This is a genomic window from Bacillus mesophilus (assembly GCF_011008845.1).
Taxonomy (GTDB): Bacteria; Bacillota; Bacilli; order Bacillales; family SA4; genus Bacillus_BS; species Bacillus_BS mesophilus.
This window is the reverse complement of record NZ_JAAIWM010000005.1, coordinates 227,300-248,056: the sequence shown is the minus strand read 5'-3', so window position 1 is coordinate 248,056 and position 20,757 is coordinate 227,300. Positions and strand designations below refer to the sequence as shown.

General features: G+C 38.1%; 18 protein-coding genes. 12 read left to right on the top strand and 6 right to left on the bottom strand.

From position 1 onward, the window contains the following. The first annotated feature begins 7 nt into the window (after positions 1-7). The 5 genes from G4D63_RS15140 (at position 8) to G4D63_RS15120 (ending at position 5,607) form a co-directional block, all read left to right on the top strand. Positions 8-1,678: a GspE/PulE family protein gene (locus tag G4D63_RS15140; protein ID WP_163180513.1), complete on the top strand. Its 1,671-nt coding sequence runs from the start codon at positions 8-10 to the stop codon at positions 1,676-1,678. Between the two features lie 15 nt (positions 1,679-1,693). Next, positions 1,694-2,734 carry a type IV pilus twitching motility protein PilT gene (locus G4D63_RS15135; protein WP_163180512.1) on the top strand — a complete coding sequence of 347 codons (1,041 nt, stop codon included), beginning with the start codon at positions 1,694-1,696 and terminating at the stop codon, positions 2,732-2,734. Between the two features lie 28 nt (positions 2,735-2,762). Further along, the gene (locus G4D63_RS15130) at positions 2,763-3,974 is read left to right on the top strand and encodes a type II secretion system F family protein (RefSeq protein ID WP_163180511.1); all 1,212 of its coding nucleotides are present in this window, start codon (positions 2,763-2,765) and stop codon (positions 3,972-3,974) included. A 228-nt stretch (positions 3,975-4,202) separates the two neighbouring features. Beyond that, positions 4,203-5,009, top strand: a complete 807-nt coding sequence (locus G4D63_RS15125; protein WP_163180510.1) for a DUF4397 domain-containing protein — start codon at positions 4,203-4,205, stop codon at positions 5,007-5,009. Continuing rightward, on the top strand, positions 4,966-5,607 hold the full coding sequence (locus G4D63_RS15120) for a class F sortase (protein ID WP_163180509.1): 642 nt from the start codon (positions 4,966-4,968) through the stop codon (positions 5,605-5,607). The genes G4D63_RS15125 and G4D63_RS15120 overlap by 44 nt, the downstream gene beginning before the upstream one ends. A gap of 309 nt (positions 5,608-5,916) precedes the next feature. On the opposite strand, the gene G4D63_RS15115 is transcribed toward G4D63_RS15120, so the two are convergent. After that, a complete protein-coding gene (locus G4D63_RS15115) occupies positions 5,917-6,789 on the bottom strand; it encodes a MerR family transcriptional regulator (protein WP_163180508.1) in 873 nt (290 codons plus the stop codon). A 456-nt stretch (positions 6,790-7,245) separates the two neighbouring features. On the opposite strand from G4D63_RS15115, the gene G4D63_RS15110 reads away from it, so the two are divergent. After that, entirely contained in the window at positions 7,246-8,721 is a 1,476-nt protein-coding gene (locus tag G4D63_RS15110; RefSeq protein ID WP_163180507.1) for a phytoene desaturase family protein, read from the top strand. A gap of 93 nt (positions 8,722-8,814) precedes the next feature. On the opposite strand, the gene G4D63_RS15105 is transcribed toward G4D63_RS15110, so the two are convergent. Continuing rightward, positions 8,815-9,327 carry a GNAT family N-acetyltransferase gene (locus tag G4D63_RS15105; protein ID WP_163180506.1) on the bottom strand — a complete coding sequence of 171 codons (513 nt, stop codon included), beginning with the start codon at positions 9,325-9,327 and terminating at the stop codon, positions 8,815-8,817. 15 nt (positions 9,328-9,342) lie between these two features. Then, entirely contained in the window at positions 9,343-10,353 is a 1,011-nt protein-coding gene (locus tag G4D63_RS15100; protein WP_163180505.1) for a glutathione S-transferase family protein, read from the bottom strand. Positions 10,354-10,577: 224 nt separating this feature from the next. Between G4D63_RS15100 and G4D63_RS15095 the strand changes: the two genes are divergently transcribed. After that, the gene (locus tag G4D63_RS15095; RefSeq protein WP_163180504.1) at positions 10,578-12,518 is read left to right on the top strand and encodes an electron transport protein; all 1,941 of its coding nucleotides are present in this window, start codon (positions 10,578-10,580) and stop codon (positions 12,516-12,518) included. Positions 12,519-12,630: 112 nt separating this feature from the next. On the opposite strand, the gene G4D63_RS15090 is transcribed toward G4D63_RS15095, so the two are convergent. Further along, positions 12,631-14,064, bottom strand: coding sequence for a cryptochrome/photolyase family protein (locus G4D63_RS15090; protein WP_163180503.1), 1,434 nt, complete (start codon positions 14,062-14,064; stop codon positions 12,631-12,633). 94 nt (positions 14,065-14,158) lie between these two features. Here G4D63_RS15090 and G4D63_RS15085 point away from each other — a divergent pair, with 94 nt between their 5' ends. After that, complete coding sequence (locus G4D63_RS15085; protein WP_163180502.1) at positions 14,159-14,581, top strand: hypothetical protein; 423 nt, start codon at positions 14,159-14,161, stop codon at positions 14,579-14,581. Between the two features lie 184 nt (positions 14,582-14,765). Next, positions 14,766-15,470 carry a Dps family protein gene (locus tag G4D63_RS15080; protein WP_163180501.1) on the top strand — a complete coding sequence of 235 codons (705 nt, stop codon included), beginning with the start codon at positions 14,766-14,768 and terminating at the stop codon, positions 15,468-15,470. A 60-nt stretch (positions 15,471-15,530) separates the two neighbouring features. Here the strand turns inward: G4D63_RS15080 and G4D63_RS15075 are convergent, their stop codons facing one another. After that, the gene (locus G4D63_RS15075) at positions 15,531-16,631 is read right to left on the bottom strand and encodes a nitric oxide synthase oxygenase (protein WP_163180500.1); all 1,101 of its coding nucleotides are present in this window, start codon (positions 16,629-16,631) and stop codon (positions 15,531-15,533) included. Positions 16,632-16,833: 202 nt separating this feature from the next. Between G4D63_RS15075 and G4D63_RS15070 the strand changes: the two genes are divergently transcribed. Continuing rightward, positions 16,834-17,091 (top strand): YuzF family protein, encoded by a 258-nt coding sequence (locus tag G4D63_RS15070; protein ID WP_239585982.1) that lies wholly within the window; start codon positions 16,834-16,836, stop codon positions 17,089-17,091. 37 nt (positions 17,092-17,128) lie between these two features. Continuing rightward, positions 17,129-17,389, top strand: a complete 261-nt coding sequence (locus tag G4D63_RS15065; protein WP_239585983.1) for a DUF2642 domain-containing protein — start codon at positions 17,129-17,131, stop codon at positions 17,387-17,389. A 338-nt stretch (positions 17,390-17,727) separates the two neighbouring features. Here the strand turns inward: G4D63_RS15065 and G4D63_RS15060 are convergent, their stop codons facing one another. Continuing rightward, complete coding sequence (locus tag G4D63_RS15060; RefSeq protein WP_163180499.1) at positions 17,728-18,990, bottom strand: MFS transporter; 1,263 nt, start codon at positions 18,988-18,990, stop codon at positions 17,728-17,730. Positions 18,991-19,473: 483 nt separating this feature from the next. On the opposite strand from G4D63_RS15060, the gene G4D63_RS15055 reads away from it, so the two are divergent. Further along, on the top strand, positions 19,474-20,733 hold the full coding sequence (locus G4D63_RS15055) for an L-lactate MFS transporter (RefSeq protein WP_163180498.1): 1,260 nt from the start codon (positions 19,474-19,476) through the stop codon (positions 20,731-20,733). The last annotated feature ends 24 nt before the right edge of the window (positions 20,734-20,757 follow it).

Sequence of the window (20,757 nt, the reverse complement as noted above, 5' to 3'; positions counted from 1 at the left end):
TACACCAATGAATCAAAAAAAGCGAAAGCGTATAGGTGACTTACTTATAGAGGCGAACGTAATAACAGAAGAGCAACTTATGGATGCGCTACTTGAACAAAAAAGATCTGGCCAGCGCCTAGGAGATCAACTTGTATTAATGAATATAGTCGACGAAGACACCATTATTCAAGTATTAGAATACCAGCTCGGTATAAAAAAGGTTAACCTGCATGAAGTTGAAATTGATCGAAAGCTTGTAAGTATTATAAGTGAGGATCTTGCCAGAAAATATCAAGTTCTCCCATTAAGGAAGGTTAATGACAACCTGCTTGTAGCGATGGTGGACCCTCTTGATTATTACGCAATAGATGATCTGCGATTAAGCACTGGTTTTCAAATTGAACCAGCGATTGCAAAGAGAAATGAAATACAGGTTGCACTAAATCGTTATTACGGTATGCAAAAATCAATTGATAAGATGCTAGAGGATATGCCTTTAAATGAAGATGATGAAGGGTTTTTAGAGGCGCAGCAGGCAGATGATTCGCCTGTTGCCAAAATGGTCAATCAATTACTAGGACAAGCCATTCAGGTTGGAGCAAGTGATGTTCACATTGACCCGCATGAAAACGAGACATTAATTCGATTAAGGGTAGATGGTGTCCTAAGAACGGAACGGACCTTACCGAAAAATATGAATAACGTTCTTGTTTCTAGAATCAAAATAATGTCCAAGCTAAATATCGCCGAGAAGCGACTTCCCCAAGACGGTCGCTTTAAAATGGATGTTGATTTAAGAAATATCGATCTGCGTGTATCGATTCTCCCTACTGTTTATGGTGAAAAAGTAGTTATGCGTTTACTTGATACCGGAAATGTCACCCTTGGGATTGAAAAGCTAGGGTTTTCAAAACAAAATGAGATAAACTTCCGTAAGATGATCAATAGTGCATATGGAATTATCTTAGTTACTGGTCCAACCGGGTCTGGAAAATCAACGACCCTGTATACCGCACTTCAAAATTTAAATACAGATGATGTAAATATTATTACCGTTGAGGATCCTGTTGAATATCAAATTAAAGGTATTAATCAAGTTCAAGTCCGTTCGAATATTGGAATGACCTTTGCCGCTGGATTGCGGTCTATCCTTCGACAAGATCCCGATATTATCATGCTAGGAGAAATTCGTGATACGGAAACGGCAGAAATTTCCCTTCGAGCCGCTCTTACAGGTCACCTTGTTTTAAGTACATTGCATACGAATGATTCAGTAAGTGCAATTAGTCGTCTTATTGATATGGGAGTAGAGCCGTTCCTTGTCTCTTCTGCAGTTGTTGGCGTAGTAGCACAGCGATTAGTACGAAGAGTTTGTAAGAATTGTGCAACTCCCTATGTACCAACAGAAGAGGAGCAGCAGCTTTTCTATGGTAGAGGACTTAATACGGAGCGTTTAAGTAAAGGGAAGGGCTGCTCGACTTGTAACAATACAGGTTATAAAGGAAGATTGGCAATTCATGAAACCTTACTTGTAGACGATGAGATGCGAAATATGATCACCCAAAAAAATCAAGACTCAGTTTATCGTAATTATGTTTCAGGTAAAGGGTTTAAATCAATGTTTGAAGACGGCTTAATGAAAGCAGCCCAGGGTATGACGTCATTGGACGAAATCTATCGCGTGACGGTTGAATAGTGCTAGGAGGAACCTATGGATATTCAAAAATTACTGCATTTTGCATATCAAAATCGTGCATCTGATTTACACATTACATCTGGTGTTGCACCGATTGTTCGAATAAATGGAAAACTAAAAAAAATAGGCAATTCAATCCTTACAACAGAAGACACAGAGCAAATGGCAAATGAATTGATGAGTAGTGATCATCAGGCATTATTTCAAGATATTGGCGACATTGATTTTTCTTATGCAATTCCAGGAGTATGTCGCTTTCGTGTAAATATTTTTAAGCAACGTGGATCAATTGTTACGGTATGTCGTGTTATTAATAATGGGATTCCAAACTTTGCTGAATTACATCTTCCTCCTGTTGTCACAGCGTTTGCTAAACAAACACAAGGGTTATTACTTGTTACTGGACCAACCGGGAGTGGGAAGTCTACCACACTGGCCTCAATGATAGATTATATAAATGAAACTATGAACAAACATATCTTAACGCTGGAAGATCCGATAGAATACCTACACAAGCATAAAAACAGTATTATCAACCAACGGGAGATTGGACTAGATTCACGTTCTTTCTCGGTAGGTCTTAGAGCAGCATTACGTCAGGATCCAGATGTAATTCTAGTTGGGGAAATGCGAGATGTAGAGACGATTCAAACTGCATTAACAGCTGCTGAGACAGGACATCTAGTTCTAGCAACGCTCCACACAACAGGTGCAGCCCAAACTGTGGACAGAATTATAGATGTATTTTCCGCTGAGCAGCAACAGCAAGTCAGAACCCAGCTTGCAAGCTCACTTGTGGGGGTAATTTCTCAACGTTTATTACCTGTAGCACAGGAAAATGGAAGAAGAGCTGCAATGGAAATTCTAGTGAATAACCACGCTATTGCAAACTTAATCCGAACAAATAAGATTCATCAAATACAATCAATCTTAGAAACTAGTAAAGCAGTAGGAATGCAGACAATGAATATGTCTGTTCGGGAACTCGTTCAAAGTGGAATTATTACCAGAAAAACGGCTGATGAATTTACCCCGGACTGGGATGAAAATCAGTAATAAAGAATTGGTATAAGGGGGGGAAGGAATGCAATTTAAATATACGGTTATAGACTCTCAAACAGGTAAAGAAATAAGAGGAAAATTAACGGCAGTAACACAAGCGGCCGCAGCGGAAGAGCTAAAGAAAAAAGGATTATATGTTGCTCAGCTGCAGGAAATAAAAGAATCAGTCCTAAATAAGGATTTAAATATCAACATTGGACCACCTGTAAAAAATCAGGACTTCGTTATTTTCTGTCGCCAGCTTGCAACATTGCTTAATGCAGGTACACCCATTGTAGATGCAATCTCCTTATTATCTGAGCAGGTCTCATCTAAGCCGTTTCAACAAGCACTTAAAACGATCTTCCAAGATATACGTTCAGGAACCTCCTTTTCAAAGTCATGTGCTCAATTTCCAAAGATTTTTGACCGTGTCTTTGTCAATATGGTACTCGCGGGGGAAACAAGCGGTGATTTAGAAAACACAATGAATCGCTTAGCCATCTATTATGAAAAAGAACGGAAAACAAGGGAAAAGGTTAAATCTGCTTTAATTTATCCTATTGCTGTTACGGTCGTAGCAATTATCGTAATTATCATTCTTTTAACAAAGGTATTACCTAGCTTACTAGAGAACCTACTATCGGTAGGAGGGGAAATCCCGTTACCGACAAAAATCGTAATAGCAGCTTCCGATTTCTTAATTGAGAGATGGTATATTATGCTGCTGTTTATCGTTTTAGTTACCTTGGCATTTACCGCAATAAAACGAAATCCAAAAGGGAAATATGCATTAGATTTAATCGTGTTAAAGCTTCCCGTCTTTGGTGAATTAATTCAAAAATCTATATTAGCGAGAGTATCAAGAACAATGGCTTCTTTATTTGCTAGCTCAGTACCCGTATTGCAAACCTTAACAATGAGCGCTGAGGTAGCAGGAAATTCTGTTATTGCAAACGTGTTAGAGGAAGCAAAACATTCACTAAGAAGAGGGGAAAGCCTTTCAACTCCTCTCGATAACAGCTGGGTGTTTCCGAAAATCACAACACATATGGTTAAAATCGGTGAAGAAACTGGTAATTTAGATACAATGCTAGAAAAAATAGCTGACTTTTATGAAGATGATGTGGAACAAATGGCATCTAGACTTAGTGCCGTACTAGAGCCAATTATGATTGCCATTCTAGGAACCATAGTGGGATTAATTGTAATGGCCGCTATGCTTCCAATGTTCTCTATCTATGAAAACTTTTAATGACAAGCAGAGAAGATTTTATTCTCTGCTTTTTAATGTTTAAAAACACATATGGAAAAGTTAGATAAACAGTAAAAAAGTACACAAGTAAAATATTGGATACAAAAATGTTGACAGTAATTACTCTTCAGGTGTATAAATAGTGTATAACTTATGTATAGTTTTTGTTTTTTTTATACATAAATTCTACATGAGTTAAAGTATATATATCCAAAGGAGAGATGGAAGATGAAAAAGACTATTACAGCTGTGATCTTTACTCTAATCCTAACTATGTTTGGAGGTAATGTTTTTGCCGATAGTCATGACAAGGCTAAAGTGCGAATTGTTCATGCCTCACCTGATGCTCCTGCTGTTGATATCACTGTGAACGGTGATACGGTTGTAGAAAATGCTGGTTTTAAGGCTGCTACTGATTATCTAATGGTTCCTGCTGGAGAGCATGAAGTTGCAATCTATGCTGCTGGGACAATCGCTGATGGAAATCCTGTACTAACTGCAACATTAGCAGTTGAAGCGGGCAAAGCTTATACAGTGGTGGCTAACAATACATTAGCAAATCTAGAACTTGCAGTATTGAATGATGATATGATGACTACTGCTGGAAAAACAAAGGTTCGTGTAGGACATTTTTCTCCTGATGCGCCAGCTGTTGATGTGGCAGTAACAGGTGGAGATGTACTTTTTCCAAATGCACCATTTCAAGCAGTAACGGATTATGCTGAAGTAGATCCTGGAACTTTAGATTTAGAAGTACGTGTAGCTGGAACAGAAGATGTAGTTCTTTCACTACCTGATACAGAGTTAAAAGCTGATATGATTTATTCAGTGTTAGCAGTTGGTTTAGCTGGAGGAGAGCCTGCATTAGATGTAATTGTACTAGCGGATCCTTCTACTTCTACTATGCCGTCTGAACTTCCTAAAACAGGTACTGGTGGATTAACAGGATTGTTCATGAATACACTACCAATCTTATTTATTGGGGTAGGAATTGCGTTCTTTTTTTACAAAAGAAAAAATCTATTTCAATCTTAATCTTTTGTTGCTAGTACTTTTAATGGGATGTAACCAAAGTGATGAATTATCTTCACAACCTGAAAAGATAGAGGGTAGGGAAATCGAGCTAGCTACGAAACCACTTGTACAACAAAATAGTACCACCTATAACATTCAAACTGTCACTCAACAAAACGGGATTGAGCCAACAAATCTATCCATTACTTCTATTAACCTAGAGGCAAGTATCAGTGCAGTTGGTCTACTCGAAAGTGGAGTGATGGAGGTTCCAAAGGATGTTAGGGAGGTTGGCTGGTTTGAACCAGGTGCAAAACCTGGGCAATCTGGTAATGTGGTGCTAGCGGGGCATGTAGATAATTATCTTGGACCCGGGATTTTTTCGAATCTAAATCAGGTATCTATTGATGACAAAATTATCGTTTCAGATGGGGAAAATCATGTTACCTATAAGGTGATTAACGTAAATGTATACCCCTATGACGATGATGGACCCATTGAAGAAATCTTTGGGTTTACTTCTCAAAAGAGGTTGCACTTAATAACGTGCACAGGCACGTATAACCCATTTAAGAGAACGCATGAAGAAAGATTAGTAGTAACAGCAATTGAGGAATAATTGATAATAAAAAAGCGGCTGATACAAATCAGCTGCTTTTCTTTTTAGATGGCTCTGTTAATGTACAATGTTAATTTTTTAGCAGAGTTGATTGTAGTGGAAGGATGCGAGACTCCTGCGGGAGCAGCGTGACATAGGGACAAAGGAAATCACTTTGTCCTTGGTGAGACCCCGCAGGCGAATGCCGAGGAGGCTCACCGCACGCCCCGCGGAAAGCGAGTGTCCTGTAACGAAAATCAACAACAAGGTTTAACACAGCCTTTTTTATAAAAAAGGTCATCCATATAGATGACACCATTTTATCTATTATTATCTAACATTAGCCTTGAACCATTCATTCCACTCAACCTTCTGAAGGTTTGACACAGCAGGAGATTGAAATAAGTCTGTCTGTTGTACAGCTTTTCCTCCAAGGACAAACTTTAAATGAGCATCCTTTGTGATATTTTCTTTAATCCAGCTTTGAACCGACTCAAATGGCTCAGGATTCGTAAGTGAAATAGCAATAATGGAGATGTTTTTCATCTTTATTAAATCAGAAAGTCCGCCAAGAGGAGTATTTGGTCCTAGGTAGATCACTTCGACTCCTTTTTTTCTAAGAAATAGACTAAACAGGAGTAAGCCTATATGATGGTGCTCTCCTTCAGGACAGAAGGCAAGAGCTCTTGGAAGACTGTGATCTGTCGGGAGTATTCTTAGGAACTGAGTACATCGCTGGATAATAAATTGAGAAGAGAAGTGCTCCTGGGCCGTCGTGATATGCCCATTCTCCCATTCATCCCCAACCTTATATAAAACATGAACGAAAATATTTTGAAATACCTCTTCAAAGTCATACAAGGTGAAAGCTAGATCTGTAAGTCTATTTGCCTGTTCTGTATTTACATCAATAAGTGCTTGATAAAGCTGTTCAATGATTCCTTCATACCCAGGCTTAGTTTCCGGTAATGAGGGGCTCTCGATTGGTCTTTTCTGAAGTAGTCTGACTGCTTCTCCAATTTTTATATTGCCTTCTTGCATGGTTTCTTTTAACCATTTAAGTGTTTCAATATCCTGCTCACTATATAAACGATGTCCACCCTCAGTACGAGTAGGATTAATTACTTGATATCTAGTTTCCCAAGCTCTAATCGTTACGGTAGGAATGTCTAGGATTTCAGACACCTTTTTAATGTTGTACATAAGCGTTCACCTCACTATAATTATACATAATTTATACAAAAAAGCTTTAAAAACAATTGATCTGTATAAATTAAAATAATTTCAAGAAATACATTGCGAACTATGTATAGTGTTTGTATAATTAAATTAGTTAATATATACAAAATTTATACAAATTAAGATTGTCCTTTTTTAAAACGTTGAATCCAGCTTAAAAATATTAGTGGTTTAAAAACTTAGTTGCTCTATTTGAATGGGATCTTGTAGGTGTTTCTTTGGTGAAATGGATTCAGTCCTCGCTAAGATCGTTTATATTATTTTAGGTTTAGCAAAGCTATTTATAGTTTTGCGCTAATTCCTCATATTAATTAATAATGTAAGAACAAGGGCATTGTTAAGATGCTCTTTTCTTTTTCTTCTTGTATGAGAAATGGCAAGTATCCTTTTTAAAAAGCAGGGTGAAAGGAAGAGGTCGCTTTGTCAAAATCAATATGTATTATCGGTGCCGGAGTGGGTGGGTTAACAGCAGGCGCATATTTGGCTAAAGCAGGTTTTCAAGTGACCATATTGGAACTTGCGACTACAGTAGGAGGTTCAGCGGGTGCTTATGTTAGAAAAAACCGTACTTTTCCTACTGGAGCCACAGTAGCGTTTGGTTTAGAAGAGGGTGGAGTGCTAAGAAGTCTTCTTGAAGATCTAGATATTTCCGTTCCTAATGAGTTGTTAGATCATCCAATGGATGTAGTCCTTCCTACTGGGAAAATATCAATTTATAGAGATGCAGGTTTATGGGAGCAAGAATTAAAGAGGTTTTTTCCTTCTAACCCAAAAGAGGTATTAGCTTTTTGGAATGAACTACACCGAATCAGTTTGGATGTGTTAAGGATTGTTGAGAACAGGATAGCATTACCTGTACAACTACATGACTTACAGAAGTTAATTAAAATAGCGATCACTAGCCCTGGTTCATCCTTAAGGCTTGCACGATATTCAAATTGGACAGTCGAGGATTTGATGAAAAAGTATAAAGTGGATCAACTTGAACCTTTTAGGCAATTTTTAAATGCTCAGTTAATTGATGCTGTTCAAACGGATGTGTCAAATGCAGCTTTGCTTCCGTCTAGCCTAGCCCTAACTATCTATCGAAATGGTAGTTTTTCAATAGACCAAGGTTTAGTTACATTATGTAGGGCATTAGCTAATCGAATAACAGTACTTGGTGGAAATGTTCATTTGTCTTCACCTGTAATGACTGTGAACTTCAATAAAAGCTTAAGAAACTGGGAAGTAAACAGCACTAAAGTTCAGGATCAATATGATATCGTCATTAATAATGCAGGAGTTTCCTTTGGATCAGGAACAAGTTTTATGGAAGAAGAAGTCTTCTCGTGGGGAGCTTTTCGAATAGATGCGATTTTAGATGGAGAGATTGCTAAGGAACTTAATGACGGTAAGTTTCCTTTTGCCCTACAAATTGTTCCGACTACTGAGCAGTATAAACTGTTAAGAAATGTTCACGGTCCTATTTATGTTACCTTTCATCATTCGAGGGATCGGAGTGGAAACGTAATAGAGGATGAGGTGATGATGACTGCTTCAGTTCATACGCAACCTTCGCAATGGTTTGCCTTTACAAAGGAACAATATAAATATGAAAAAGAACTAGTAAGGAAAGATATTATAGACATAATCCACCAGACTGTTCCACTCAAGGATCTACTAAGATCAGTAGAGGCTGGAACTCCTCTTACCTACAAGAAGTTTGTAGGGAAAGCAGAGGTTGGAGGATTTCCGTTGAGTGTAAAAAATGCGATTAGAAGTCCCAAAAGTGTTCGTTCTGGAAACAGACAGCTATATATAGTAGGAGAACAAGCCTTTCCAGGGCCGGGTACCTTATCATCAGCACTAAGTGGCTATTATGCAGCCAAAGCCATTATAAAAGGACTACATTAAAAAACATTGGACTCTACATGCTCAAGATTCTATAATTACCGATATTTATAGTGCATTAGTTAAAAGGAGCCGAAATAGAGGGCTCCTTTAGAGCTAATGGATCTCTAACACATACGCTCGAACAATAATACCATCATTTGCTGGCTCAAAATCATATTGAGGCAAGCGTTTGAAACCGAATTTCTCATAGACATGAATGGCGTTTTTCATAAAGTCTCCAGTATGTAAGCCAATCTTGGATAATCCTTTTGCTTTCGTTCGCTCTATACATTCGGTAATTAAGGCATTGGCAATTCCTTTTCCTCGTGCATCTGGATCAACAGCAAGCATTCTAATTTCAGGATATTCTAATTCCTCTAACAAACCATTATATGCATTTGATTTAGGAGGAAATAAGACTACACTACCCACTATTGTTCCGTTAAGTTCAGCAGCAATTATATCTACTCCTTCATGAGAGTCCGCACCACTTGAAAGGGCACGTTTCAAAGCCTTCCAGTGTTCACTAGGAAGGACATTTGCATATTCTGAGTAGGCATTTACTCTTTGTTCTCGTATGAGAGCAAGCATCTCTTCATGTGCATCAAGAATTTTAACTTCACTCATCTTGTTCAACTCCTATTACTTCTTAGTTAAAAACTTTTCATCTTTTCCACTGAGCTTTTCACGATTGTGAGGAGTATGAAAAATAGATAATTCAGGTCCTTTAGGTAAAACCGTTGGCTCTACTTTATCAGGTGATATGGTAATAGATAAATGGTAATGCCTCTTAATAGCATCAAAGTCTGTTGTCTCACCGAACCCAGCAGTTTGGTAGAGATCTCTTACATATCCCCATAAGTTTGTGAATTCTCTAATTAAATTTCGATTTGTATTGAACGCGGTGAAGTAAGCAGCATCGAAACGAATTAAGGTTGTGTAAAGTCTAACATCAGAGTCAGTAATATAGTCCCCAAACAAGAATCTTTTTTGGGATAAGTGCTGCTCTAGTTGATCAAGTCTCGAAAATAAAGTTTCGTATGCTTCTTCATAAGCTTCCTGCGATTGAGCAAAGCCACATTTATAAACTCCGTTATTTACTTCATGGAAAATCAATTCATTAAGATCATCAATTTCTTCTCTTAAAGCTTCTGGATACAAGTCTGGTGCGTTCTCTTTATGAAAAGGAGACCATACTGTTTCAAAGTAATTGGTTAGCTTAAAATAATCATTGTTAACGGCTTTCTTTTCTTGGATATTAACCATCACGGGAACTGTTGGACGGCCGGAGTATTCTGGGTCAGCGTTAAGATAGACCTCACTCATATACTGAACGCCAAGGACTGGGTCAACACTATCTTTATCGAGTGAAAACTCCCAGTCAACATGAGGAATTCTCGGACGCATGGGACTAGTTGTACCTAAACTGATCACATCTTCAAGGCCAACGATTTTTCGAACAATAACAGCGCGGTGTGCCCACGGACAAGCGGGTGACCATAGAAGCCGATAACGATTAGCCTCAACTGGCAGTTCCCCAGGTTGCTCTCCAAAAGGTGTAGTAAATCGATTTGTCTGACGATTGAAGGAACCATCTTCCTTAATTTCCTTCGGAGTACCAACTGAACAGCTTATATTTTCATTCTTAGTCATTACAGCACAACCTTTTTAAAATAGTTTGAAGTAAAGATATTAATTGATTTTAGCGTATTATATTCGGAATACTTAAGCAAGTTTAATGCTGTATAGAGGGCAACGGAACGAGCCGTGTTAGAGGATTACCCAAGGTAACTAATTCTTGTTTAAAGTGATTATTTTAGAGTTTCAGGTAAAAATAAAACATAAATCATCACATCACAGTATTCAAGGAGGAAAACATGAAACGACGGTACTATTTATACATAATGCTCTTCCTCATTGCAATTGTAGTAGGAATTGCTTCAATGAGTGATTTTGAATATGCATACATACCAGATGAAGATACTGTGGTAGATCATTCGCATAATAGCCGTAAAGGCTTGGATATATGGGGGACATTTATCAGCGAGAAAAATGATTCCATTCAACATGTATCTTCAAAAAATGAAGTGTTTGATGAAGGGGCCATCAAAATTGACAATGAACTGCTAAAACTAGGGAGAGAGGTATTTTATGAGGAGACATTTGGAAATGAAATCTTCCTAACAGATATTATGGGTATCATTAATGGCCCATTAACAATTGGAAACATGAGTAAGGCGATTTTGGCACTTAAGGGTGAAGGAACCACTAATCTTCGGGTAGAATTGGCTAAGGATATTACCATTGGTGAAACGCACTATAAAAAGGGTGATTTAATAGATACAGGAATTGATGTAGCAAGAGGTTCTTTAACTCCACTTGGATTACCAGTCTCATGGGCGGATGGAAGAGTTAGAGTGGGAATCAGCTGTGCTGCCTGTCATGCAACCGTCGATCCAGTAAATAAAAATGTCATCGAAAATGCTCCTAATGCGGATTTTAACGCTGGCCTGGTTATGGCATTAGCGAGTAACTCTACAGCGTTTTTTAGCCATGCTGAAATAAAAAGTATTGAAAAATATGTGTTAGAAAACAGTCCTCAAGTTATTGATTCAACGGGCAAGGTACAATCATTGCCGGATTCAGAAACAATTGAGCGTGAGGTGGATCGAATTGTAGCGCAGTGGCCAAGAGGAAACTTTGACTCCACAATCGATCTTGTTGCCAATCCATGTCAAATACCTGATGCCTATACATTAGGTGATCATCCTTATGGTTGGAGTGGTTTCTCAGCCGCAGGTCCTTTTAAAGGCTTATCTTCGTTTAGTAATAATGTACATGCGCAAAATGCAGATTCTCTCTCTCAAATGGAAATCAGTCAAGAGTTAGTAGGGATAGACCCTGAAGTATATGTAGGAATGATTCTGCAAAACGCTGCTAATCCTGAATTTCGTTATATGCCTAGCCTAGATGTAAAACCGACAGAATTTTTTAAGTCAGTAGACCCGACACCCGGTGTGGTTGGGGTGAACGATATGGTGGCTCAGCCTCTATATCCGAAGGTATCCATCGTTGCTCCGGCAGGCTTATTTGTAAGTGAAAATGGATTTAAATTCAATGAACAAAACTATGCGGCTAGTGCGTGGCAGAACACGATCAATCCACCCAAACCAAAGCTGGATGTTTCAAAAGAACAGATTGATCAAGGAAGAGAGGTTTTTATTAAGGGCGGATGCATTAGTTGTCATGCTGGTAATAACCTAACCAATAATAGTGTAGTCTCCACAGATATAGTGGGAACAGAACCTTCTCGAGCAAAGGGTTTAAGTAAAACTGAGAAGGTGTTTGGGGAGTCCTATCTGTATGCACCGGATACACCTGTTCCTCTACCTGAAAATCCAAAGGTGTTAAAAGTACCTACACAACATCTTGATCCGGAACAAATTAAACTAGCATTTGGGCACGATAACTCAGCAGGTGGCTATAAGGTGCCAAGTTTAATCGGGCTGTATTGGACGGCTCCATATTTACATGATGGAGGGGTAGCGATTGGGACTAACGGAGAATTTGGGATGAAGAATACTTTGTTAAAAGGAATTAGTCCAGATCCCAAAAACAGTTTAATGGCAATGATTGATCGTGAATTACGCCAAAAGGTGATTGAAGAAAACAAATCGAGTGAGAGTCTACGAACAGTTCGAGTAACTGGTGAAGGACATGCCTATTGGATTGATGGAAAAAATGGATTTACCAATGAAGAGCAAGAGGCGGTTGTAGGTTATTTGTTATCCTTATATAAACAGCATGAGGAAGAATAAAGGTATAAGGTGACTCCAACTAGACGGAGTCACCTTTTGAGATTAAGGTTAGATTTAAAACAGGCAAAAGGTTTAGTAGATATGAATGAAATCTCATGCCTTTACTTTTACACTATCCTTTAATTGTACTATATGCTTTCAATGCACGTTCTCTAGCCATTTGGTGATCAACAATCGGATTAGGATAGGTTTCCCCCAACACTATACCTGCTGCTTTTAAAAGTTCAGCTTGTGCTTCCCAAGGTCGATGGATATAAGGTGCAGATAGCTTGGACAGCTCTGGTACCCATCTCCGAATATACTCGCCATCTTGATCAAATTGCTCACTCTGTTTTATGGGGTTAAAGATTCGGAAATAAGGAGCGGAATCAAAGCCGGTTCCTGCAATCCACTGCCATCCCATTGCATTATTAGCAAGGTCAAAATCTACTAGTGTATGCTGAAACCATTTTGCACCCTCTGTCCAGTTAATTAAGAGGTGCTTTACTAAGAAGGAAGCTGCTACCATCCTAATGCGATTATGCATGGTGCCCGTTTCCCAGAGTTGTCTCATTCCAGCATCTACAAGAGGATATCCAGTTTTCCCCTTCTTCCAGCTATCCATTTTTTGTTCAATATGACTGTTCCAAGGAAATTCACGAAATGACTCTCGCAGTGGATGTTCGGTAATGCTAGGGTGATGCCATAGCTGGTAATAACTAAATTCCCTCCAGGCCAATTGTCGGAGAAAAGCATCAACTTGCCCCTCTAACTCATCGTGTTGTTCTTTAAATCTTAGAGCAGCATACCATAAAGCACGAATGCTTAGATCACCAGATGCTAAGTACGGTGAAAGTGCCGAACTGGCTTCCGTATATGGATAATCACGGTCTTGTTGATAACGAGAGATGGACTTACTAAGAAAACTTGTCCATTGTGTAATCCCCCACACTTCTCCGGGAATCCAGTGCCGGTGTAGCTTTTGATCCCAATTGATAATAGGAAGTAGGTCAAGTTGTTCTATAAATAAAGAATCAATCTTCTGATTTAAACCACGTAAGTTACTTGGTATCGGAAAAGGTCGAGGAATAAATTCCTTTAGTAGACGCTTATAAAAAGGAGTAAAGACTTTATATGGTCCTCCAGATTTGTTGACAATCTGAGAAGGATGAACAAGCTGATTTGTGCAATAACATCTGGTCTTTATTCCTATTAAGTTTAATTCTTTGAGGATTAATTGATCTCTAAGATAAAGATCTGGCTCCATTCTTTCGTTAAAATATAAGGAATCTGCGCCTGTTTCTTCAACTAATGTTTTTAGGACATGTAGACTGTTGTTACCGGATCTGATAATTAATGATATTCCCTTTGTAAATAATGTTTTTTGAAGAGCATATAGTGAGTGATGTAACCACCACTTTGAGGTTGGGCTTGAATGAAGGTGCGTTTCTTCTTCCTTTGACCATATGAATACCGGAATAACAATTCCTTGTTGGGATGCCTCCCATAAAGCTGGATGATCATGAAGGCGGAGATCCCTTCTAAGCCATACAATAATTTTTTTCATTTTTCTCCTTATAGATGTTGTGACTTCTTATCAACATTATATAATTTATGTATAATATATGCATAGCATTTGTGAAGGGATATGATTAACAAAAATGAATATTTTCATAAGAGGAACTATTGCGGGGATTATTTCAGGTACGATCTTGGGTTTGTTCTTAAAAGCAATAGAACAAACAGTAGGTACCAAAGTGTACACTTTACTACTAAATGTTGATTATATTCCATATGTAAAAGATCTAACACTTTCTGAACCCATTGAATTTATCATGCATCTTATTATTTCAATCATATTGGGAATTGGGCTGCTCTATTTAGTAAAAAGAAATAAGTGGTCGAATAGAGAAATCCTCATTCGGGTCACCATTATTTCCTTTGTGATCGGTATACTTCTATACCCCACTACAGCCCTTTCAGTTCGAACACCATCCATCACTTCCATAGAAGCGATTGTTTTTTGGTTGATTGGCCATATTGGTTACGGATCAGTTCTGGGTAGTTTGCTTTTTAGAAAATAAGGTCAATTTCAACTGACTTTTTGGAAACGAATTTCTACACTGGGTAGCTGTTTTTGTGCAGAGCAATAGAACTTACAGTAATTAGCATATTGAAGTACTAACTTGAAGGTTAAATTAAACCTGATAAGGAGCAACAACTATTGATCACTCCTTACCTAATTAATAGGAAATGAGGCTAACTAATATGCAAATGCAAGGTGGAAATGGTTTTTCTCCAGATGAATTTAAATTATCAAAATCAGGTTTTGACCCAAATATGCCAGGGCATATGAATCAGCATAGTGATGAAATGATTCTTCGCCAAGAACCAAGAACAGTAAGACAAGAAGGTTCCGGAATTAGTTTACCAGTTGATACACGTTTAGAAATGGGACTAATGCTTGACGAGCATTTATGTGCTTTAAATGTGGCATTACATCAATATACGAAGCATCACTGGCTAACAGAAGGTGCTGAATCATTCGGAAGCTTACACCATATCCTAGATGAGCATATTGATGTTACTCAAAAGCATATTGATATGGTTGGTGAACGAGTGGCAAGATTAGGAGTGGTACCAACAGCTCATCCGGTCACTCAACATGAGATTTCATATATTAAACATGAAGTAGAAGGTCGTTATACCATGCGTGATTTTCTTCGTAATGACTTGGAGCACGAAATAAAGATTCAAGGCATGATGAGAAAAACAATTTCCCGTGCACATGAGTTAAACGACTTTGGTACGGTTCAGGTGTTAGAAGAAGTTCTGTTAAAAAGAGAGGACTTTGGATACCACATTTGGAGTCTGTTAGAGGATGATACATTAGTAAGAGGAATGAATCATTTATTAGACGGGCAAAACGATATAGCTTCAAATCGCCATTTAAACGATAAGCTAACTCAATAGATTTAAGTTCAATGAGCTGAAGTGAAATGGGAATCCCCTTCTCACTTCAGCATTTTTTATTTATCCTTTATCCTTTTCATACGGCTGATCTTGATAAAAGAAGTTCGGAAGCACGAGCTTGTCTTCATAAGAATGATGAAAGATATGGGTAGCTGCAGGAGAAACGGGTGGAATTAACCATGTCCAATCACCAGTAACCTCACGGCCGGCTCTTGCTTCATTTTCCTCGAACCGCTTGAACTGAGCAGCTGCTGAATGATGATCGACAATACTCACTCCAGCGGATTTGTAGGAGTCTATAACAGCGTAATTTAGTTCAACTAATGCTCGGTCTTTCCAAAGGGTTGAATTTTTACTGATATCCAATCCCATTATGGAAGCAAATTTAGGTAATAGATTATAACGGAATGAATCGGCAAGGTTTCTAGCTCCAATTTCAGTTTCCATATACCAGCCATTAAATGGCACGGCCTGATATTCGATACCCCCTATTTCCATTTTCATGTCAGAAATCATCGGAACAGCGTACCACTTTATCCCCAAGTCCTTGAATCCTGGATAATCTGGGTGCTGAATAGGCACCTCTAAAATGAGCTCTTTAGGAATATTAAACCACTTAGGTGTTCCGCCATTTACTTGGATAACTAATGGTAAAACATCAAAATGTGTATGGTTTCCTTTCCACCCCAAAGACTCACATACCTTTGTAAAAGAAATGGAGGCAGGATCCCCTATTACACCATCTTCGTATTCGTAACCAGCATATCGGACTAACTGATGATTCCAAATTCTTATATCACAATCAGTTTTTAAGTTAGGATGAAAGACTGTAATCATGGGTCTGATCTTCCCGTTGTTTGTAGCTGTTTTAATATGAAACAGCAATGCCTCATATACTTCTTCCTCTGTTTTATATTGTCGTGCATCTACTACGTCAAGTGTTTGCCAGAAGAACCTACCAATACAACGATTGCTATTTCTCCAAGCAAGCTTTGCTCCATAAACTAGTTCTTCATAGGTATGTTCGTAGTAGCCATCTTCCTTAATTTGAAGCTCGATTTCAAGTAATCTTTCATCAATTAGTTCCTCTATTCCTAACTCTTTATAACTGATTTCTATAAAATCTTTTGCTTCTTGAAAAAGATCTTTAGCCTGTTTCAAGTTGAAACCTCCAATTATTATGCATTATATTATTATTTTAAAATAGTTTTTGTGAAGTGATTATACTTATATATTACTGTATCCAAGACAAGTAGGAAAATGATGAGCTATTTTAACTTTGTTTGAAATGGGCTTTTTGCCTAAGGCAAAGAACCCAATATTGCATATGTTGAGTGTGTATTGACCTAAAGGAGGAAATGAAATGAATTATATGTATCGTCAAGTAAATCAACCACTACAAAATATGCAACAGCCAAAGCAAGTAACAGTAATTGAACCATATGTATATGCAGCAGTTGCTTCGCTTGTAGGAAAAAGAGCAGTAGTAGAAACAACGAGAGGAAACGTTTCAGGAATGGTGATTGATGCAAAGCCAGATCATGTTGTTCTTCAAGAGCGAGAATCAACTTTTTTTGTGCGACTATGTGAAGTAGTTTGGATTATGCCAGATCCGTCGTAACAAAGATAAAACTAGAGTTCTATGGAGAAAAAAATAGATGAATATGATGTATCAACATATGAATCAGCCTATGCCGATGACGGGTCCAGAGGAGATCGTGGTGTCTGAGCCCTATGTGTTCTCTGCGGTTAGCACGCTAATAGGAAGTCCGGTGGTGATTGAAACAACGAGAGGTAGAATTAGTGGAATGTTAATGGATGGTAAGCCGGATCCTCTAATAATTAAAGTGGGAGATTCAACGTTCTTTGTGCGTCTTTGTGAAGTAGTCTGGATTATGCCAGATCCACTGAAAAGATAAAATACTATAGTAGTTCATATAAAAGGCAATTTCTTATATTGAATTGTCTTTTATATTTGGAATAGGGTTACACTCACTTGTTTTTAGGTTTTGAAGTCTCATTCCCGGTTAAATATTCTTAGCTTGCTTCAACTCCTGATTCCTTAGCCTTAGGCCCTTTTATTACTTTATATTGTTCATTGTTTCTTTGTGTCATAATATCCTCTCCTCCATTTTTGTAGCATGAACTTTGAAAGGGGTTTGTAGTATTTTGATTGATAAAAGGACCCAAATAGTAATTACCTTTCGGGTGAGAGATACAAAAAGACTTAGCACTAACATGCTAAGCCTGAAAACTTTTATGCTGTTTTTACATCTCGTTCCTCTGGAACAAAGGCCAAAATGATAATACCAATAATAAATAGGACAACTAAGCTAAATACTCCACTGTTGGAATTCCCAGTAACCTGTGCGGTAACACCAACAAGAAGTGGCCCCATAATAGCTGCGAACTTACCGAAGATGTTATAAAATCCAAAAAACTCATTTGAATGCTGTTTTGGAACAAGCTTTGCGAAGTAAGAACGGCTTAATGCTTGAATACCCCCTTGTGATGTAGCAACAAGCATAGCGAGAATCCAGAAATCAATTGTAGTTTCTAAGAAATAAGCATAAATACAAACGATGATATATACGCATATCCCAACATAAAGCATCTTTTTACCAGTAAACTTCTCTGCAAGTCTTCCATATAGTAAGGCAAATGGTGCAGCTACTACTTGAGTAACAAAAAGGATGATTAGTAAGTTCGTAGAAGTGATACCTAAGTCTGAACCATAGGCTGTAGACATTGTGATAATCGTCCCCACTCCGTCGATATAAAAGAAATAGGCTAGTAGAAATAGAAATAACGAACGATATTTTCTAATTTCTTTAAATGTCTTTCCAAGTCGTTTGAAGCTATTGACGACTGGATTTGGTTCTTTATTAATGTAATAGCGCTGATGGACGTTCTTAAGAAGAGGAATGGCGAATACGCCCCACCAAATAGCAGTGATAATGAAGGCAATTTTACTCGCAGTTACAGTCTCGATCGGTATGATTTTATTTTGTGCTAACACAATAATCCCAATACTGATGATAAAAGGAATGGTACTACCGATATAGCCTAAACCGAAACCACGAGCGGAAATTCGATTCATTCGTTCTTCAGTTGTAACATCGACTAAGAATGCGTCATAAAAAATATTTCCACCTGCTGAACCTACTGCCGCAACAGTATAAAAGATTAAGAGAAATAACCATTGATCACTTGGGATAAAGGCTAGGGCCCCTGTAAATAAAACACCTAAAGAGAAGAAAAAACTGAAGAACTTCTTCTTAAAGCCCTGATAATCAGCAATCGTTCCGAGGATCGGTCCGAGCATAGCTAATATAAATGTAGCGATCGCGATGGTATAGCCTAAATAGGCGGTAGAATTAGCAGCACTAACTCCTGCTTCAGTTGCGGATGCTTTATAGTAGAGTGGAAAGACTGCGGTTGAGATGATAACGGAATAAGCGGAGTTTCCCCAATCATACAGCACCCAGCTGTTTTCCTCTTTCGTAAAACGACGCTTCATCTGATACTTCCTCCCCTAATGAACTCTATTATTTATTGTACTAGAAAAAGCGATTACAAAATCAGTGATTACAAAAATTTTACAATTTCTAAATGCGAGATTTACGGAGATGATTTTTAAAGGTCAAAGTATTCTCTCAAAAGCGGGAATTAGAGTGATGGTAGGAATATTTATACATCAATTTAATATACTAGAATAATAATAAAACTAAAATTTATACATATAATATTATATATATTATGTAATAATTACCAGTATTTGTCTAACTTAATTTTTAAACTGTTAATGTTTAGATGATTTTATTGAAAGTAACGAATAAAGAACCTCTGTAAGAAACGCCACGTCCTACGGCAAATGAAGAGGTCAGCACCCCCCGTGCCTAACCTAACTTTTTTAAAGTAAGTAAAATATTTTGACTATTCAGTATGTAATCGTTATCATAAATTAACACATGGAAAAATTAAACAATCAAGGGGGAAGACAATGACTCTCACAAAAAACAGATGGCTTATTGCATTATCCGCTATCGCTATTCATCTTTCGATCGGTGCTTCTTACGCCTATAGCGTATATAAAAAGCCACTCATTGAAACAATGGGATGGTCTGAAACGAATGTAACATTAGCTTTTACTATTATGATGGCTCTTGCAGGGTTTACCGCTGCAGCATTTGGTAGGTTCGTAGAAAAATGGGGACCTAGGAAGTCGGCTTTAATAGCAGCGTTGTTGTTTGGTTTAGGTCAAGTGGGCTCCGGAGTAGCTGTCTTACTTGACTCGTCAATTGCCTTTTTACTTACATACGGTTTACTAAGTGGACTTGGGCTTGGCATTGGATATATCTCACCTGTATCCACCCTTGTTAAATGGTTTCCGGATCGGAGAGGTTTAGCAACTGGGATGGCTGTACTTGGGTTTGGTGCTGGGGCACTAATCACTGCTCCTGTTGCCGCCAACCTAATTATTACAACTAGTATTTCAACCACTTTCTTTATTTTAGGGACATGTTACTTTTTTGTTATGATTCTAGGTGCCTCTTATATTGCTCCACCAAAAGAGGGGTGGATACCTGAATCGATGAAACAAGGAATTGCTGTTGCAGGTCAGAAAAAGGTGAAAGAGGATCTAAGACAATTAACAGCTCAAGAGGCTGTCAGAACCAAACATTTCTGGATGCTATGGACGATGATGCTCATTAATACAAGTGCAGGGATTATGATGATTTCGGTTGCTTCTCCGATGGCTCAAGATGTAGTGGGATTGTCTGCTGCTGCTGCTGCGACAATGGTGGGAATCATGGGGATTTTCAATGGTGGAGGAAGACTTGGTTGGGCGACAGCCTCTGATTATATTGGACGCTATAATATATTCATCATCTTCTTCATTATTCAAATTATCGCTTTTGCGGTACTCCCTAACACAACGAATGCTCTCTTGTTCCAGGCACTTATTCTCCTAGTAGTTAGCTGTTATGGAGGAGGATTTTCCAATCTGCCAGCATTTATTGGTGATTTATTTGGAACCAAACAGCTTGGAGCAATCCATGGGTATCTTCTAACCACCTGGTCTCTTGGCGGGATTATTGGACCGATGTTAGTGAATCAAATTAGATCATCCACTGGTAGCTATATTCCTGTTTTTTATGTGTTTCTAGGTTTGATCTCTGTTGCGTGTGTTATATCGATTATGCTTCGGATAGATATTAAAAAGTATCAGGAAAACAGTAAGATGAAAAAGGCTGCTTAATATAAAATAAAAAACAGATAAGAA

Bases quoted from the DNA above. Each gene is read 5' to 3' on its own strand.
- G4D63_RS15140 (WP_163180513.1), top strand. From the start codon at position 8: ATGAATCAAAAAAAGCGAAAGCGTATAGGTGACTTACTTATAGAGGCG.
- G4D63_RS15135 (WP_163180512.1), top strand. From the start codon at position 1,694: ATGGATATTCAAAAATTACTGCATTTTGCATATCAAAATCGTGCATCT.
- G4D63_RS15130 (WP_163180511.1), top strand. From the start codon at position 2,763: ATGCAATTTAAATATACGGTTATAGACTCTCAAACAGGTAAAGAAATA.
- G4D63_RS15125 (WP_163180510.1), top strand. From the start codon at position 4,203: ATGAAAAAGACTATTACAGCTGTGATCTTTACTCTAATCCTAACTATG.
- G4D63_RS15115 (WP_163180508.1), bottom strand. From the start codon at position 6,789: ATGTACAACATTAAAAAGGTGTCTGAAATCCTAGACATTCCTACCGTA.
- G4D63_RS15105 (WP_163180506.1), bottom strand. From the start codon at position 9,327: ATGAGTGAAGTTAAAATTCTTGATGCACATGAAGAGATGCTTGCTCTC.
- G4D63_RS15100 (WP_163180505.1), bottom strand. From the start codon at position 10,353: ATGACTAAGAATGAAAATATAAGCTGTTCAGTTGGTACTCCGAAGGAA.
- G4D63_RS15095 (WP_163180504.1), top strand. From the start codon at position 10,578: ATGAAACGACGGTACTATTTATACATAATGCTCTTCCTCATTGCAATT.
- G4D63_RS15090 (WP_163180503.1), bottom strand. From the start codon at position 14,064: ATGAAAAAAATTATTGTATGGCTTAGAAGGGATCTCCGCCTTCATGAT.
- G4D63_RS15085 (WP_163180502.1), top strand. From the start codon at position 14,159: ATGAATATTTTCATAAGAGGAACTATTGCGGGGATTATTTCAGGTACG.
- G4D63_RS15080 (WP_163180501.1), top strand. From the start codon at position 14,766: ATGCAAATGCAAGGTGGAAATGGTTTTTCTCCAGATGAATTTAAATTA.
- G4D63_RS15070 (WP_239585982.1), top strand. From the start codon at position 16,834: ATGAATTATATGTATCGTCAAGTAAATCAACCACTACAAAATATGCAA.
- G4D63_RS15065 (WP_239585983.1), top strand. From the start codon at position 17,129: ATGAATATGATGTATCAACATATGAATCAGCCTATGCCGATGACGGGT.
- G4D63_RS15060 (WP_163180499.1), bottom strand. From the start codon at position 18,990: ATGAAGCGTCGTTTTACGAAAGAGGAAAACAGCTGGGTGCTGTATGAT.
- G4D63_RS15055 (WP_163180498.1), top strand. From the start codon at position 19,474: ATGACTCTCACAAAAAACAGATGGCTTATTGCATTATCCGCTATCGCT.